The sequence below is a fragment of the Pedobacter frigiditerrae genome (assembly GCF_004331645.1).
In the GTDB taxonomy this organism is placed as follows: domain Bacteria; phylum Bacteroidota; class Bacteroidia; order Sphingobacteriales; family Sphingobacteriaceae; genus Pedobacter; species Pedobacter frigiditerrae.
In genome coordinates this window covers 198,046-213,558 of the sequence record NZ_SJSK01000005.1, presented here as the reverse complement: position 1 = coordinate 213,558, position 15,513 = coordinate 198,046, and the positions used below count along the sequence as shown (strand labels likewise).

The window sequence follows — 15,513 nt, the reverse complement described above, 5'->3', positions numbered from 1 at the left end:
GTTTTTTATTTAAGTACCTACTCTTTTACAGGTTTTCGGTTTGTCCTGATTCAATTGGCCATTGGAATATGATTGGGGCGAGTTCGGTTCGCCTGATTTGTTTGGATTGGGTTTGATGAAGATGGATAGAATAGCTAGGGCGATGAAAGCTAGGTTAAATATGAGGTGTTGCTTCCAGCTGAGGCTCTGTAGTGCGCCGCCACAGCTGCAGGGGATGATCTCGCTGAAGTTCAGGATGGCGATAATGTAGGTGGTAAATAGCGACATTAAGCCAAGGCAGGCATAAAGAGCAAGGGTTTGGGTTCTTTGTATGAGGAGTAATGCCGCGATAATGAGCTCGGTTACCGGGACAAGCCAAACCAATAAGGCAGCGTAATCAGTGGTAATCGGTGACTTTGAGAGTTGAAGCAATGATTGCTGATAGTCAAGCAGCTTACTTGTGGCAGCGTAAACGAATAGTAGGAAGAAGAGGTAACAGGTGAGGTCCACCATGGTCTTGCGGGTGAGGAACGTGCTGTTAAGGATGAGCTGTTTTTCCATCGGAACTTTGTTGTTTCTTTCAGGTCAAATTTAGGGTAGCGGGATGGATGTTGGAACTGTGAAATTAGGGTAAGAAAAACTGCTTAAAAGCAGTTTTTTACGGTATGATTTAGTTTCAGTTTGGAATGAAGCCGGGATTTTGGTTGTTTTTTGATTAAGGGGTTATAGGAGGGCAATGCCGGCAAGGGTGATCAGGCCGTGGAAGTTGCGGACAAAGTAGTCATAGTCAAGATTGAGATAGTTGGCCATGTCCTTTTTTTTCAGCTGGGGAAGGATGTCGCGGTTAGTGCTGATGAATAGCTGGATTTTGCGGATGGCCGACTTTTCCTCTAGGAGCAGCCCGCGAAAGGCAATGGAGGTGTCATATTGGGCACAGAGCGACCTGTAGATGTGTTCCAGTTCTGCAAAAGTTTGGTGAAGGGTTTTGATGTCGTTGCTTTCCCAGTATAGTACTAGGCAAGAGGTGCATGCCTTGAGGTAATAGACCTGGTTTTGTCTTCGGGTGATGATGGGTTGGCCCTTCTTGATGAAGTTAATGATCGAGGGGTTTTTGCGGTTACTCGCATCGTATTCTTTTAGAATGCCATTGCTGAGATAGGCAAGCATACCTTCTTTTCTGACTAGGCTTTCTCCTGGATTGAGGGGTATGGTTTTTTGGTGTTGCAGAATCTGCAGCCAGGCTTCTGGCTGCAACGGGCCAAGGGTTTGTAAGCTGGTCTTTAACTGTTGTGGGTTCTCTTCCATACCTCTTGTCTGAGAGCTTCTTCCTTGTTATCGGTGTTTGCGGTGACTGTATGAAGACCTGCCCTGGTCGGTTTGACTGGGCAGGTCTGGATGTTCAATTTTGTATGGGGTAGGTGATCACGAAGTTAAGGCGTTCGCTTTCCTGAAATCCTTCTTCTTCTGAAAAGCTGCTCACCGCTGCCTTGTCTAAGTCCAGTAATTTTCCCCTGTCGTCGCCATCCGCACTTTGGGTTCCATTTCTACCTGCGGGTGTTTCCTCCTTGATCAGACCGATCATCTTGCGCCTTTGCACGAAGTCTTTGCAGTCTCTTGCTGCGGTAGTGACAAATCTTTCATCGAGTGAGTTGAGGAAATTGACTTGGGTAGCTGATAGCTCAAAATGTTCGACTGTGAAACCACGGAAGTCATTGCCTATGGCATCGGCCTGAACCTGTAGCTCAGCATCTGGTAGGGCAAATAATTGGGTCAATAGGTCGGTCAGACCTGCGCTTGTGAATGGGAATTTGTTCATTTTACGATAAGTATATAGTTAAAAATACCGGTAGCCTTTACCGGTTGTGCCAGCAATATTAGTCGCAGGATAATGCGTTTTGATAGTGCTAAGGCTGATTTTGTGGTGACTGGTCGGCTTTAAGGGTTGAACGGTAGGGCTCTGTGGCTAGCTTGTTAAAAATTTATTGTCGATGGTTAAAAAAAATGTTTCTTTTGCACCATGGTAGAAGGATATAATGACGATGATAATGTTTTAATAGAGGCGCCGATCAAGTATTTACATTGGAGGTACCGCCTTTTGCTTTCGGTGGTTGTTTCCCATTTGATCATCACCGAAGGGCAACCAAAATCGGTGTGGCAGATTTTGCAGCAGTTGAATTACTGGGTTGCCTTTGTCTTTAGTGTTTCGGTTGCAGTGTTGGTGATGTGGTTGGTGCACTTTGTGACCAGGCGCTTGGATAGGTGGTTGCCCTGGATGACGAGGCTTCCGCACCGGATCGCGATGCAGTTTGTGCTGGGGATCTGCCTGATCCTTTTCTTGATCTACATTTCGGTTAGGTGTTATTTCTGGGGTTTCGGTAAGGATTTTTATGCAAGTGGGTATATGGAAGTTGAGTTTCCCATTGCCAAGTGGATGGTGCTCTGTATGAACATTCTTTATATTGCTTGGTTCTATGCCGAGAGCTTTATCCGCAGTTCAATACAAAACAGGCGGCTCAGTAGCGAACTTTCGGGTTTTTACCAGATGATGGAACGAAAGGAAGGCTACTTGAGGGACCTAGATGCCAAGCTTGGTAATAAATTGATCACTATCTCTCCCTCGGAGGTCATTTGTTTCGAGCGGGAGGAAAATGTGGGCTATGTCTGGATGATGGATGGGAGGAAATTCATCATTGACTATAAGATGCAGGAACTTGCAGGTATACTGGACCCTGGTATGTTTTACCAGATCAGCAGGTCAGTGATGCTTTCCATTGCAGCAGTCAAGGGTTATGAAAAGGTAAGGAACGGACAGGGTCTTTTAATATTAAGGGAGGGGCTGGCCATCGAGGTTTCGCTTTTGGTGAGCAGGGATCGTTTCCATGGCTTCAAGAAAGTGTTTGATAAGTATCGCCTAGGCTAGAACAACACCTGACATGGGTTATTGATCAGAGAAATGACGATTCACATCTCTTTTGCTACCATTGGCGGGTTTCCAGCCTTTCCGTAGGCGGTTAAAAGAAGGGGTTTTGCAGTTTTAGTGGTTTATTCACTATGCTCAAAATCGAAGAACTGGTAAATTGCAAGGCAAATAAATTCTCCTGCGAAAAGTTGGGCCCTTTGGTGCTGATCGTACTCAGGGGAGAGGGAACAGTTAGCTTTCTTGACGAGGTAAGTAATTTCAGGGGAGGTAGCGTGCTATTTGTTTTTGATGCTTCGGAAGTTAAGATACTGGATGGAGGTATTGAATCTGGGTATGCGCTTAGTTTTTCGCAAACAATGCTTGATTGGTTTTTGCTTCGTTATCCGCTTTTTGGCAAGGCCCGTGTTTTTAAAGGGGATTTGCTTTCGTTGGTCGTGCCTGCAGGACAAGTTCCCTTGTTGCAAAGGGATTGTCAGTCATTGGTATTGGAGTTAGCGTTGGGGTCAAACTTGGAAAGGTCAAGATTGCTTTTTGCACTACTGATGCTGAACGTTCTTGAGTGTGAGCCAAATTTATTGATAGGCAAACAGCTTAGGTCTGATATGGAGGAGTTTAATGAGCTGTTAGCCCTTAATTTTCGTCAGGAACGTTCGACAAAGTTTTATGCCAGAAGAATGGGAGTTTCGCCTCGTAGGCTCAATGGGCTATGCAGGAGCTGGTTTTTAGGCAAGCCTTTTTTTGCAGTGTTGATGGATTGGTTGTTAGGTGAGGCCGAGTTTAGGCTCCTGTACTCAGATGAACCGATCAAGGTAATTGCCATGGAGCTTGGCTTCAAATCGCCTCAGAACTTTAGGATGTACTTTGTCAGGTTCAGGGGGATGAGTCCGCTGGCGTTCAGGAATGGGAAATAAGTGACCAGGGGTAGCCCGGTCACTTGTTGATTAGTCTGTTGGTTCAAGGTAAGGTAGTGTGAATCTCTTGGGATGGGCAATATATTGCCACCATTCCCAGAATTGCCAAGGTTTGATGGTGAAGCTACGGTATAAGGTTTTGTTAGGGTTATGGGGGTGTTCTCTTTTGAAGGTTTCGAATTGAGATAAGCAAGTTTTGAAGTATAGGCTGCCGGGTTCTTCTTCAAACCTAAAGCTGTCGTCAAGGTTTCTATAGGTGTATCTGTCCAGCACGAAAAATTGAACCGGTGGGGTATTGCTGATCACAACAAGTGCAAATATGATGATGCTAGTTATCTTTAATGTCCTTTTCATTTGATGTTTATTTAACGTATAACCGTTCAATTAATTACACTCACCCTTGCTTGAAGGGGTCTGTCCACCACCTTCATGGATGTTCTTTGCTCCGTTTGCTTTCTGTTGACGAAGGGCATTGGCCATACCTGCAGGAGTCATCGCATAACCTGCACCACCTGGTCCTGCGGTTCCCACCTGTATGGTGGGTTTGGGAATGGCAAGTCCACCGACCTGTCCCGCCTCGTATACAAAGGCTGCACAGTTATAGTCCATATAATGGTAACCTGACTTGGGAGATGCGGTAAAATCGATTATCTTCTGGAAGGAGGCTGCATCGGTGAAGAAACTTGCATCAAGGTTGTACTCCATGTCACCGTTGTTCTTGATCTGTGATGTGGAAACCATCCTGTCAAATCCATTACCGGTGCCGTAAAACCCAATCGTTTGGGTAACTGACTGCGTGCCGTTGACTTTAGTAAGCTGGATGGCGACGTGACCAAAGCTGTTGGGACCGTAATTGAAAGTTGTGCCGGGAAGGGGTTCTACGACGATGACCTTCACCTGGAATGCTGCACCTTCAGTTTTTACGTTTTCAAAGCATTTCATCATTTTTTTTGGGTCCACCGTTGGACTGGTTTCTCCTGGGATGTTCGAGGGAGGTGGTGGTGAGCTGGTATTGGTTGAACCTCCTCCACCTCCTGATGGGGGATTGGGGTTGGTGTTGATGCCGCTGTCATTGTAACCACCATAGCCGTCATCGAAGTAGATGTTCTGGCAGACCTGTGTATTGAGCACGTGGAATTCATCCTGTGCGTCGACATAATAGGTTTGTACCCATATGCAGGACTCGATGGCTTGCATTCGCATCGTTTTTCCATTGCTGCCTTGGGTGGGATATTGAAGAGGATTGAATGTGATATTTGTGTTTGATGTGTTTGGTTTTGTTTGAGGGGTGGTGGTTGGACGGATTTCTCCGACCTGTTTGCCGTTTCGGTAAACTTTTCCTTCTTGGAGCTGGTAGTTGAGGTTATAACTGAGAATCTGGCCGGTGAAGTCGCTGGAACTTACTTTTTGTTTTTCTTGGTGGTAGAGGTAATCTGGGATGATCTCGATGAAGTTTCCTTCTATTTTTTTGGTTGTGGGGTTTTTTTGAATGGAGAGCTGGCGGTAGCCCATTTTGAGGTTGTTTATGGTTGGCTGTCCGGGTAGCGGGATGACGATCCTATTGCCTGTTTTGGTGGGGATGCTCTTTGCTTTGGTCCAGCGGATGGGTAGTTTATTGGTGATTATTGTATCTTTTTGTTGGTTGAACCAGCTTTCAGCTTCGCTGATGGTTAGGGTTTTTGCGTGGATTGGTGCTTGAGTTGCGGTGTTGATGCCTTTGATGTTGGGCTGTTCCTTCTTGCAGGCGAAGCTGCTGCTCAGTAAGATGAGGATGGCTATGGTTTTGATGTGCTTTTTCATTTGGACTGGTTTTAGGGTGTGGTTTTTTGAGATGTTTTTTGGCTTTGTTGGTTTGACCTGAGGAGCTTGCTGCGTAGGCGGCTTAGGGTTTCCCTTGTCATGGAGAGGTGGGAGGCGATATTTTGTATGGTGGTGAGTTGTTCTATGTTTGGATGTCGTTGAAGTAGGGCTTGGTAGCGCTGTTCGGGTGACTGGGTGCGCAGAAAGATGCTGCGTTCCTCGGAAAGGATGTAGTATCTTTCTGTCATGATCCTTCCGATGAGGTTACCTTCCCGGAAGTCGGCGTAATAGGACTGGAGTTGGTGCCAGGTGAGGGATTGGAGGGTGGCTTCTTGCAATACTTCGATGTATTCTTCGGCTGGTCTTTGGCTGAAGAAGGAGTAGACGGAGATCATGAGGTCTCCTGCGGAGACGAACCAGGTGGTGTGTTCGTGTCCGTTCTGGTCAAGGAAGTAGGCTCGGAGGAATCCTTCTTTGACGAAGTAGATCCTTCGGGCCGTTTCTCCTGGGTGCAGGAGGATTTCCTTGGCTTTGAAGGTTTCGGTTAAGGTTTGTTCGGTTATTCTTTCTTGGAATGGGGCTGGTAGTGGGGTGATGGAGCCCAGTACCTGGAGCAGGTAATTGGTGTCGTTCGTTGTTTCCATGGGTGTCGGCTTTTTGATTTTATTCCTTTAGGTTGTCTATTAAACGATGGTCATTGGGGGCTTGTTCCTGTGGTTTGGGTTTTTTTGTGGCAATATTTGGTTGCTTGGGTGCACAGGATTGTTTTGATGTGGCTTTGGATTTGCTTTATGAGTCATGGATTACACTTGGCTTATTAAACTTAGTGTAGGAAATATGGGCAGCAATGAAAAGGGTATTGATGATGAGCACTGCATTTATTAGCTTTATCCCAGTTAACGTATATTTTGTGTTGAGTAGTGGGCAGTGAATATTTTTGGCAGAAATTTTAAACTTTTACATAAATCTAGATTAGAACATGAAAACTCTCAAGTTAAACCTTACCATGGCCATCGTATGCCTATTGCCGCTTTTAACCTGTAATTCGGCCTTTGCGCAGAAGCTCATCCAAGATACGAGGGGCAAGGATGTGCTTGAGTTTTACAAGGGAGGCGCGATACAGACGCTCTTTACCCCGACTCAGACCTCCCTTGAGGTTACCTACAGCCAAGTGATCGGAACCCCGTTGTTTTATTATATCAATGGTGATGAGGCCCAGAAGACGGTGGGTAAGTCCCATTCTCTGAGCATGACAGGTAAGGTGCAGGGGAGCGGGACCGACGGTGGAAAGCCCTTCAGTATCTCGAAGGGGCTGGTCAGGCCATCCTACCGACTGGAGGCGGGATATCAGCGCAATCTGAATACCTTTTACGATATCACCAAGCTTCCAGCTAGCGGACTGTTTTCTACCTATTCAGCAGGCGTTAGTATGTACGGGGAATACCAGGATATCAACCTTTATGATACCTTGGCAAGAGTGCAGTCCAACCATAGGCCGCTTGTATATGGAATCCACGGACATTTTACGGCGTTCAACAAGCACGGGTTTGATTCCGGGCCGTTCTCCAAGCTGAGCTGGGCACTCTCTTTCTCTGCCGACCTGTCCAACAGCTATAACTCTGAACTTTTTATTCCCTACCAGGGAAGGACCACAAAGACCTATATCGATCCGAACATAATTTCCTCAAGTGATGTGCTAGGAAACATCGGTTCGCTCAAGAGGTCCACGGTATATCGCCTACGGGCTTCACTTCCCGTTTTTGTGACTGAATGGCTGAACCTAACCCCTTACGCATCGTACTATGGGTTTGGGAACGGTTCATCAAACTGGCTTCCTGGGTTCGCGGTAAATCTGTTCAATGGAGCCCCAAGGGTTAAAGGTGGTAGCCTGGACAAGGGGTTTGGAGTTGCCATAGATTGGCCGAAAACCACTGGAGCGGGAAGGAGCGCGGCCGTGTCGATTTATGGTACCCTGTCCTTCGATAAACTCAAAAAAATCATAGTGGGCGAACAAGAGCAATAAACCGTTCCAATGCATATATGTTCACAGGGGCTGGGGGTTATGAAAGCCTTCCAGCTTTTTGTTTGTATGGTACTCAGGATATCAAAGGACCCATTTGTCGGTTAATCGATTGTTTCCACAATGAAGGGGCAACAAGTGGTTAATTGTGCTTTCTCCATAGGGATATGATTGGCCGGTGAATTTATGGGTTGGGGATTAAACAGCAGGGAGAATTGAATCTTCAATCATTTGGCCGTTCAATTCATCTTGGTATGTTGATGTTGCGTGTTTGTGATCATGGTCACGGCGACTATGGAATATTTTTCTTTTCGCGCCCGATGGTATCTGTTGCCGATGACTTTCAAACGTGAGCAGCCTCACGTCTAAAGGGGGTAAAAGTCCGGAATTTTAACCTGTCAATTTCGCTCTCTTAAACTTAATTTTTATTGTCATGGAGAAAAAATATGAGGTGCTTTTATCAAAGCTGGAAAGGGAATTAGAGGATTTGGTTGAACTGGGTCCGCTGGATCGGATGCGTTCTGAGCTTACCGCGGTGCGGACTTCATTGGGGAAATTGCAGGAATTGGTTTTGGAATCTGGGTTTGTATCCCAGGCTGAAGAGGTATTGTTCTTTAAGGTGGTCAAGCCTAGGTTTTATTCACTGATGGTGCTTGCTGCTGAAAGGTATGGTTTTGAGATGGCTAGGCCATTACGTAAGGGTAAGGGGATGGATGCTTTTTACCGCAGGCAATTGGATTACATTTCGAGGTTTTTTGACCAGCATGCATTTTTGTACCAGTATTACCGGTTGGGGGCAGTGGAGCTGGATGTGCTGTATTTTGTTCGTGGAGGTGATGTTGCTGGAATTGTTGGAGCGGACTTGCCTGCCTTGGATCCTTCGTTCACGACTTTGGGTGATTACCTGTTTTCAAAATTCATTGCGCTGGAGAGATTGAGGGAGTTGGTGCTTGCTGAGATGGAGGTTCCGTCGTTGGCTGGTAGTGGGGTGGTGCGTTCTAAGAAGGGGAGGGAATTACGTTGGACAGGTGACAGCTGTAATTTGATTGAATTGATTTATGGGGTGTTTGACTGTAGGCAAGTGAATGATGGGGAGGTGGACTTGTCTGATCTAATGGATGTCTTTGAGCAATGTTTCCAGATTAATTTGTCTAGGTATTTTAGGCGTTTTACGGAAATTAAAAGACGCAAGTCGATGTCGAAGACTAGGTTTTTGGATCAGATGGCAAGGATGGTGAACAAAAGAATTGATGACGGTGATGCTTATGTGCCTATGTCGATGAGGTAGGTTTTTTAATTTTGAATTATGATGCCTTGGTGGATTGGTTTTTGTTAAGCCTTGCTTTGGGCAAGGTGGACTGCTTTCAATGGGAATTTTCATTAGAGGGGGCGAGCTGGTTCGATACAACTTGGAGGGCCAATACACTTCACGATATCGTGAAGTGTATTTTGTTTGAGGTGATTGCTGCATTGGATGGCGTCTTTGAGGAGTGGTTTATGGTTAGATACACCTCAAGCATCAACCTATTTTTAAACCAGTGCTGAAAGAGCGGGTATTGTTCCGAAATTTTGTGGATAAACGTGATTCGAAATGCCCCTTAGCTAACGGCTGGTTATTTGGACTGAACTGTGGCAAGCCATTCCCGCAAATTGTCGGGTTTATATAAAAAATTTAGGTTGTTTTATGCCAGGCACTGCGAAGTTCCTACCCTGACTGGTAGCCAGTCAAATAACTTGATCGATGCTGCTCATGTTAACAATGAAGTTCATGGCCTGGAAATCATGTCCCAGCCACTATTTACCGCAATTGGAATGGGAAGCTAAATCGATCTGATGTGTTTTAACACACGAATTTACTGGCTAGGTATCCCTAATATTATTAAATTGCGAAATAATTAAGTGGCATTGCCTTTAATTTAATCTGGAAGTCATCAGGTTACTCAATATTAAATATTGCAATTAATTACGATTTAAACATAAAAAGATAAATGAACAAGATAATGCAGGTTTCATTTTTTGTAGGTATAATAATGATATCCTCATGTTCTGAAAAGCCCAGGGAGGAAACGACATTGTCAAATGACAGTTTAAGTTGTTGTGCTCGCCTTCCCACTCGGTTCGGTGTAAAGTCGATGAGAACGGACTTAGCTGGCATTAAGGCAGATACAGCTGGGATGGCCTGGATCCCTGATGGGGAATTCATGATGGGTGCCTCAGACCAAGGCGGTCGTTTAGATGAGAAACCCCGACATGCGGTGAGGTTAACGGGATTTTGGATGGATGTTACCGAAGTTACCAACAAACAATTTGCAGCGTTCGTAAAGGCAACTGGATACATTACCACTGCAGAAAAGGTGCCCGACTGGGAAGATATGAAAAAACAGTTGCCCCTAGGCACTCCAAAGCCGCCCGACAGTGTCTTGGTTGCGGCATCCCTGGTATTTGTTTCACCAAGGAACCGGGTAGACTTAAATAACCCTGGCAATTGGTGGACTTGGAAAAAAGGTGCCGATTGGAAACATCCACAAGGTCCAAACAGTTCCATTATCGGTAAGGAGGATTTTCCGGTTGTTCATGTCTCATGGAACGATGCATCCGCTTATGCCAAGTGGGCGGGAAAACGTTTGCCCACGGAAGCAGAATGGGAGTATGCTGCCAGGGGCGGCCTAAAGGATGCACTATATCCCTGGGGGAATGAGGGTGTTGAAGTCGGCAAGCCAAAGGCGAACACTTGGCAAGGTAGTTTTCCCAACCTCAATACCAACTGGGATAACTTTAGGGGACTGGCAGCCACTAGGTCCTTTTCAAAAAATGGGTATGGCCTATATGACATGGCGGGAAACGTCTGGGAATGGTGCAGCGATTGGTATTCGGCAGATTATCATGATAATTCAGGTAAACCAGTTGTGAATCCAAGGGGGCCAGGCAGTTCTCTTGATCCAATGGAGCCCCAAATACCCAAGAAGGTAGTTAGAGGAGGTTCTTTCTTATGTAATGAATCTTATTGCGAAGGCTATCGGGTATCTTCCCGCATGAAATCCTCAATGGACACCGGACTGGAAAATACTGGTTTTAGGTGTGTGATGTAAACCCCGCGATTTTTTGGAGGATAAGATAATTTATCATTAGGATTCATGTGATCCAATCTTGAATAAACAGTGCTCAAATTGGAATCAAAAGCTTAAAATTTTTAAGGTACGTGCCATTTTGGAGCGTCAAACTACAGACAGATGTACGAAAAAATCAAAACATATCTTAAGAAAAAGACATTTATTGACGAGCCGACACTCGACCATATTTGTTCTCATTTTACCTTATTGACAACAAAACGAAATCAATTTCTTCTTAATAAAGGCGAAATTTGTAAGTATTATTATTTTGTCAACAAGGGTTGTTTACGATTATTTACAACCAATAATGAAGCTACAGATACAACAAGATATTTTGCTTTTGAAGGTGCTTTTGGTACAGCTTTACCAAGCTTAATAGACCAAACACCGGCTTTCGAGTTTGTACAGACAATTGAAAAATCAGAACTTCTGAAAATATCCAGAGAAAACTTTTTTCATTTGGTGGAGACTTTACCACAATTTGCAAAAGTTTACAGACAAATTTTAGAACGTGGTTTCATCACGGCTCAACAAAGAATTTATGGTTTTCAGGGTTTTGACGCATTAGAAAAAGTTAAGTGGGTTATGAAATATCAACCCGAGTTTTTAGTAAGAGTTTCCAACAAAATGGCCGCATCGTATTTAGGTTTGACACCTTCTACTTTGAGTAGAATAAAATCACAACTATAGTATGCAGACCTGCCCAAAGTGTGAAAGAGAATTAAGAAATCCTAACCAATGGCATAACTGCGTAAAAGTAAACATTGGCGACCTTTTCAAAAATAAAGCAGAAGAATTAGAATTTATATTTGACAGACTTTTGGCGGAAATTATTGATTGGGAAAACATCGTAGTAGGTGCAACAAAAAACTGTGTTGTATTTGTTCATCACAAAACCTTTCTCATTGTGAGACCAATGAAAACACAATTGGACATCAAGTTTTATTCAGAAAGAGAGCAAAACGATTTTCCAATAATCAAAAGTTTAGTTTTGAACACCAAACATGAAAATCATATTCGAATTTCCAGTTTAGATGAATTGACAACGGAAATTTATGGCTTAATAAAACAATCCTACCAAATGTCGTAATCATCAAAAAACGTTGATATAAAGCAACATTTACTAAATATGGATTGCAGACCTTTGTCCCATTAAATCATTAAGGAAATATAAACAATGGCAATTTCATTACAGACAGTTGGCATAACAGCAAAAGACTTGGCAAAATCCTCATTATATCGTAATCTTGCCCTTGCAATTCCCGAGGGTCAAGACAATGAACACCACGTCGATTTTACATCGAAAGACGCCTACAGTATCGGATTTATTCCCGAAAATGCAATGTTGCACACCAACCCGAATTGGCAACCACCAAAGGGCGAAAACCGAATTAGTATGCAATTTGCTCGCAAAACACCATCAGAAGTGGATGAAACCCATAAAAAACTCATTGAATCAGAAACACCAATCTTCAAAGGACCTTGGGACTCATTTTTGGTGACAACGTTTTGCGCAGGTAATTGACCCATACGGAAACAACATCGGATTTTTTGCACACTTAAATCTATAAACGTAAATGAACATAACAAACAATACAATTCTAATTACAGGTGGTGCAACAGGCATTGGTTTGGAATTAGCAAAACAATTTATTGCCAATGGCAATACCGTTATTATTTGTGGCAGGCGGGAAAATAAATTGAGAGAAGCCAAAAACCTGCTTCCTGCTCTCATAACAAAACAATGCGACATTTCAGATATTGAAAAACGCAGAGAATTATATGGTTTTTGCATGGCACAATTTCCTTCTGTTAATATACTTGTAAACAATGCAGGTATCCAGCGAGAAATAGATTTTAGAAAGGGCGAAACAGACTATCTGAATGGCCCTAGTGAAACTGCTATTAATCTAGACGCAACATTTCATTTAACTGCACTATTTACACCTCATTTTATGAAGCATAAAGAGAGTGCGATTATCAATGTATCATCAGGTTTGGGAATTGTACCTTTGGTAATTGTCCCTATTTATTCAGCGACAAAGTCTGCCTTACATTCTTTTTCCATTTCTTTACGCAAACAGTTAAAGGCCACGACCGTAAAGGTTTTCGAAATATTACCACCGATTGTTGATACTGAGTTAGACAATGGAGCAAGAGATAAACGTGGGCAAACGGACAAAGGCATTTCAGCTGAAAAAGTGGCTGTTGAAAGCCTAAAGGCAATAGGCAAGGACATATTTGAAATTCCTATTGGCATTGTAAAAGTGTTAAGAATTGGCTCAAGAATTAACCCTAAACTTTTCTTGAAAATCATTAACAAAAAATCGCCAGTTCAAACGCTATGACAGAAAACGGACAAGCTGAATAATGAACAATTCCTATGCTGACTTGACTCTGCATTTATCCTTAATCGATACTCCGTTCGCTTCTCTTATGCCTAAAGACATTCGCGAAATCTCTTGAAGGGCTTACTTCTGGCGCTTATTTTTTGTCGAGTTAATGGGACCATTGTCAGGACTTGCAGAAACGCTTTAATAATTGGTTGCAGCGCTGAAAAAAAACGGCCATAAAATGGGTATTGCAAAAGCGGCTGTCCAGCGCGCCTTAGACATATTGGCTAATAATTAAAAATTGGTTCTATGCCAAACATTAGTAGAGAAACCACCGCATTTGCCAAACCCGGAAACGCACTTCTCTGACACGATTTTTCATCTGACATTTGGCTAAATCCAATCCTTAAATGACGATTGCTGATATCCGAAGGTATTGATGTTCAAAAGAATCTATTAAAGAAAAATGTCAACTGTGTTAAGATATCCGCTACCTGGACACTTTTTCATCCATGCCCGTTCAATTATTGTTGTCATTGGGTCAGGAGATTTTATAGGTTTCCGTAATTCGGTCCATAAAGAGTAGTTGGAAACCTTCCCTTTTTTTTTGCCAATTTGTGAACATTATCAAAAATTAATTTGCTAAACCGATTTACTTTACCTAATATTGATATAAGATTTAAAAATCTCTAACCAAATATCCTAATTACTTGCGGAAATTGGCTTGCCCTGCATCCAGTCTTTGAGTAAAAATGAATACAGAACATGATCGAACGGGACCTACTTGTTACTGGAAGAGTATTTCAACTTAGAGATGCTCGTTTACTTCAAACTTACGCTCATACATTGATACAGATCTTTTTGATAAGATTGACTTACTTGTTGAAAGCTGGACTATTCACCATGTTGGTCATGGGGATGACGTCCTTCTGTTCCTGTAAAAAGGAAAAAAAACAGGTAACGGGTACTGTCCAGCCTGTATCTGTTCCGGTGGTTACGGACAACCGCTTGCAGGTTGATGTTGATTTTTCAAGGACTCACGAAGGGGTAAGCCTAAAAAAAGATCTATTGGGAACATATTGCCCGCAAAAATGGGTCAATGCAGGGAAAATATATGATCAGGTAAATGTGCTGGCGCCATTAGGTGTCAAGTTCCACAAATTGAACCTTCCCAATGGGACAAATATTTCCGCTGACGGAACCTGGAACGATATAACGGATGCCGGGCAGCCCTCACAAAAGACAATTGTCAATAACCTGATTGCGGCAGGTGTCGGTATCCACCTGGGAATGGAGTCTGTGCCCCGTGCAATGAGAGGGGATGCAGAAAAAGTACAGCGTTTGCACGGCACGTCCTTCGAAAAGGTAAGGTCATATGTTGGGGGTAACGTAGACATATTTTACCAGATCTTAAATGAGCCAGAGTTGGATTCGAGTATTGAGTGGGGTTATTATCCTAACTTTGAATTATTCTGGACAGATTTCGTCAATGCTTACATTGGCCTGGCGAACAAAAGACTTACTGACGCTAACTTAAAAATAGGTGCGCCGGGATTTGAGCTGGACCGCTGGCTCGCTATGTTCATGGATCGGTTAACCAACCCAGCCACCAATAAGGTGCAACTCTCCGACGGGAAAATGCATGGCATAAACCTTGATTTCCTGGCTTACCACAACTACTTGAATTGGAGCGACAATGCAATCGCCCAATCAAGTACGCAAACCGCAGTGGACAAGATGAACAGATTTTATAATGGAACAGCTGCTTACAGAAGCTTGCAGCCAAATGTCAAGTTATTTTGCACAGAATATTCTTGGTTAAAAAGCCCGTACAGCAGTGTTAACGACTTGGCAAACAATAGCTACAGGCATTGTGCAAGGACACTTGAACTTACTAAACTGGCACTGGAGCAGTTAACAAAGACAGATAGATTTTATTGGGCACAGTCGATGGGGCAAAGTGCCAGTTTCGGAGATGACTTTTTCACCTTGGAGAACTACGACTGGGACTCTAAAAACTATAAGTACCGCTCCGGGTTCTACGCATTCTGGATTTATAATAAGATGCCTGTCAACAGAAATATGGTCACGTATGACCTTGCAAAGATAAACTCATTCGTGGCTTCTGAAAATGGCAGGTACAATGTTGTCGTTTGGAATAAGACTGCAACCAGCCAAACGATTAAGTTAAGTTTCAAGGGCCTGAATACAGCTAGTCTAAAATACGATCTGTATGCCATAAACAGCAAATCGTTCAGTTATGGCAGAAACAATGGAAAACTTCCAAGTATTACCCAGACGGGAATGGTGGCTGAACTAGGGGAGGTCATCCTAGAGCCCGAGGCAACGATATATGTTGAAATGAGCTTGAGATAATTGACCTGACAGGTCGATAAAGTATATATAAGTAAAAAAAAAGTGTAATATCCATTAGCCAAAT

16 protein-coding genes are annotated in these 15,513 nt (G+C 43.5%); 10 read left to right on the top strand and 6 right to left on the bottom strand.

Annotated features, from left to right (window positions below; all coding sequences use genetic code 11):
• Positions 1–9: 9 nt before the first annotated feature.
• The 3 genes from EZ428_RS18555 to EZ428_RS18545 all read right to left on the bottom strand — a co-directional run bounded on the left by EZ428_RS18555 (position 10) and on the right by EZ428_RS18545 (position 1,795).
• Positions 10–540 carry a MauE/DoxX family redox-associated membrane protein gene (locus EZ428_RS18555; RefSeq protein ID WP_131554699.1) on the bottom strand — a complete coding sequence of 177 codons (531 nt, stop codon included), beginning with the start codon at positions 538–540 and terminating at the stop codon, positions 10–12.
• A gap of 162 nt (positions 541–702) precedes the next feature.
• Positions 703–1,284, bottom strand: a complete 582-nt coding sequence (locus tag EZ428_RS18550; RefSeq protein WP_131554698.1) for a cyclic nucleotide-binding domain-containing protein — start codon at positions 1,282–1,284, stop codon at positions 703–705.
• Between the two features lie 94 nt (positions 1,285–1,378).
• Positions 1,379–1,795, bottom strand: a complete 417-nt coding sequence (locus tag EZ428_RS18545; RefSeq protein WP_131554697.1) for a hypothetical protein — start codon at positions 1,793–1,795, stop codon at positions 1,379–1,381.
• Positions 1,796–1,996: 201 nt separating this feature from the next.
• On the opposite strand from EZ428_RS18545, the gene EZ428_RS18540 reads away from it, so the two are divergent.
• Entirely contained in the window at positions 1,997–2,899 is a 903-nt protein-coding gene (locus EZ428_RS18540; protein ID WP_131554696.1) for a LytTR family DNA-binding domain-containing protein, read from the top strand.
• A 131-nt stretch (positions 2,900–3,030) separates the two neighbouring features.
• A complete protein-coding gene (locus tag EZ428_RS18535; protein WP_131554695.1) occupies positions 3,031–3,810 on the top strand; it encodes a helix-turn-helix domain-containing protein in 780 nt (259 codons plus the stop codon).
• 30 nt (positions 3,811–3,840) lie between these two features.
• Here EZ428_RS18535 and EZ428_RS18530 read toward each other — a convergent pair whose 3' ends face one another.
• From EZ428_RS18530 to EZ428_RS18520, 3 genes are read right to left on the bottom strand one after another with little or no spacing between them, the layout of a single operon-like run.
• Entirely contained in the window at positions 3,841–4,164 is a 324-nt protein-coding gene (locus tag EZ428_RS18530; RefSeq protein WP_131554694.1) for a hypothetical protein, read from the bottom strand.
• A 30-nt stretch (positions 4,165–4,194) separates the two neighbouring features.
• The gene (locus tag EZ428_RS18525) at positions 4,195–5,610 is read right to left on the bottom strand and encodes a hypothetical protein (RefSeq protein ID WP_131554693.1); all 1,416 of its coding nucleotides are present in this window, start codon (positions 5,608–5,610) and stop codon (positions 4,195–4,197) included.
• A gap of 11 nt (positions 5,611–5,621) precedes the next feature.
• Entirely contained in the window at positions 5,622–6,254 is a 633-nt protein-coding gene (locus EZ428_RS18520; protein WP_131554692.1) for a Crp/Fnr family transcriptional regulator, read from the bottom strand.
• 335 nt (positions 6,255–6,589) lie between these two features.
• On the opposite strand from EZ428_RS18520, the gene EZ428_RS18515 reads away from it, so the two are divergent.
• The 8 genes from EZ428_RS18515 to EZ428_RS18480 all read left to right on the top strand — a co-directional run bounded on the left by EZ428_RS18515 (position 6,590) and on the right by EZ428_RS18480 (position 15,449).
• A complete protein-coding gene (locus EZ428_RS18515; RefSeq protein WP_131554691.1) occupies positions 6,590–7,633 on the top strand; it encodes a hypothetical protein in 1,044 nt (347 codons plus the stop codon).
• A gap of 430 nt (positions 7,634–8,063) precedes the next feature.
• Positions 8,064–8,918: an RteC domain-containing protein gene (locus EZ428_RS18510; protein WP_131554690.1), complete on the top strand. Its 855-nt coding sequence runs from the start codon at positions 8,064–8,066 to the stop codon at positions 8,916–8,918.
• Between the two features lie 844 nt (positions 8,919–9,762).
• Positions 9,763–10,719 (top strand): formylglycine-generating enzyme family protein, encoded by a 957-nt coding sequence (locus EZ428_RS18505; protein ID WP_225871094.1) that lies wholly within the window; start codon positions 9,763–9,765, stop codon positions 10,717–10,719.
• A 141-nt stretch (positions 10,720–10,860) separates the two neighbouring features.
• Positions 10,861–11,430: a Crp/Fnr family transcriptional regulator gene (locus tag EZ428_RS18500; RefSeq protein WP_131554688.1), complete on the top strand. Its 570-nt coding sequence runs from the start codon at positions 10,861–10,863 to the stop codon at positions 11,428–11,430.
• A 1-nt stretch (position 11,431) separates the two neighbouring features.
• Positions 11,432–11,830: a DUF5655 domain-containing protein gene (locus EZ428_RS18495; RefSeq protein ID WP_131554687.1), complete on the top strand. Its 399-nt coding sequence runs from the start codon at positions 11,432–11,434 to the stop codon at positions 11,828–11,830.
• 87 nt (positions 11,831–11,917) lie between these two features.
• Positions 11,918–12,265 (top strand): VOC family protein, encoded by a 348-nt coding sequence (locus EZ428_RS18490; RefSeq protein ID WP_131554686.1) that lies wholly within the window; start codon positions 11,918–11,920, stop codon positions 12,263–12,265.
• A 52-nt stretch (positions 12,266–12,317) separates the two neighbouring features.
• Complete coding sequence (locus EZ428_RS18485) at positions 12,318–13,088, top strand: SDR family oxidoreductase (protein WP_131554685.1); 771 nt, start codon at positions 12,318–12,320, stop codon at positions 13,086–13,088.
• Positions 13,089–13,838: 750 nt separating this feature from the next.
• Positions 13,839–15,449, top strand: coding sequence for a hypothetical protein (locus EZ428_RS18480; RefSeq protein WP_131554684.1), 1,611 nt, complete (start codon positions 13,839–13,841; stop codon positions 15,447–15,449).
• The last annotated feature ends 64 nt before the right edge of the window (positions 15,450–15,513 follow it).

What these genes read in the sequence shown, in the direction of transcription:
- EZ428_RS18535 (WP_131554695.1), top strand. Translation starts at nt 3,031, where the DNA reads ATGCTCAAAATCGAAGAACTGGTAAATTGCAAGGCAAATAAATTCTCC.
- EZ428_RS18550 (WP_131554698.1), bottom strand. Translation starts at nt 1,284, where the DNA reads ATGGAAGAGAACCCACAACAGTTAAAGACCAGCTTACAAACCCTTGGC.
- EZ428_RS18505 (WP_225871094.1), top strand. Translation starts at nt 9,763, where the DNA reads ATGAGAACGGACTTAGCTGGCATTAAGGCAGATACAGCTGGGATGGCC.
- EZ428_RS18540 (WP_131554696.1), top strand. Translation starts at nt 1,997, where the DNA reads ATGGTAGAAGGATATAATGACGATGATAATGTTTTAATAGAGGCGCCG.
- EZ428_RS18495 (WP_131554687.1), top strand. Translation starts at nt 11,432, where the DNA reads ATGCAGACCTGCCCAAAGTGTGAAAGAGAATTAAGAAATCCTAACCAA.
- EZ428_RS18510 (WP_131554690.1), top strand. Translation starts at nt 8,064, where the DNA reads ATGGAGAAAAAATATGAGGTGCTTTTATCAAAGCTGGAAAGGGAATTA.
- EZ428_RS18500 (WP_131554688.1), top strand. Translation starts at nt 10,861, where the DNA reads ATGTACGAAAAAATCAAAACATATCTTAAGAAAAAGACATTTATTGAC.
- EZ428_RS18515 (WP_131554691.1), top strand. Translation starts at nt 6,590, where the DNA reads ATGAAAACTCTCAAGTTAAACCTTACCATGGCCATCGTATGCCTATTG.
- EZ428_RS18555 (WP_131554699.1), bottom strand. Translation starts at nt 540, where the DNA reads ATGGAAAAACAGCTCATCCTTAACAGCACGTTCCTCACCCGCAAGACC.
- EZ428_RS18530 (WP_131554694.1), bottom strand. Translation starts at nt 4,164, where the DNA reads ATGAAAAGGACATTAAAGATAACTAGCATCATCATATTTGCACTTGTT.
- EZ428_RS18525 (WP_131554693.1), bottom strand. Translation starts at nt 5,610, where the DNA reads ATGAAAAAGCACATCAAAACCATAGCCATCCTCATCTTACTGAGCAGC.
- EZ428_RS18480 (WP_131554684.1), top strand. Translation starts at nt 13,839, where the DNA reads ATGATCGAACGGGACCTACTTGTTACTGGAAGAGTATTTCAACTTAGA.
- EZ428_RS18520 (WP_131554692.1), bottom strand. Translation starts at nt 6,254, where the DNA reads ATGGAAACAACGAACGACACCAATTACCTGCTCCAGGTACTGGGCTCC.
- EZ428_RS18545 (WP_131554697.1), bottom strand. Translation starts at nt 1,795, where the DNA reads ATGAACAAATTCCCATTCACAAGCGCAGGTCTGACCGACCTATTGACC.
- EZ428_RS18485 (WP_131554685.1), top strand. Translation starts at nt 12,318, where the DNA reads ATGAACATAACAAACAATACAATTCTAATTACAGGTGGTGCAACAGGC.
- EZ428_RS18490 (WP_131554686.1), top strand. Translation starts at nt 11,918, where the DNA reads ATGGCAATTTCATTACAGACAGTTGGCATAACAGCAAAAGACTTGGCA.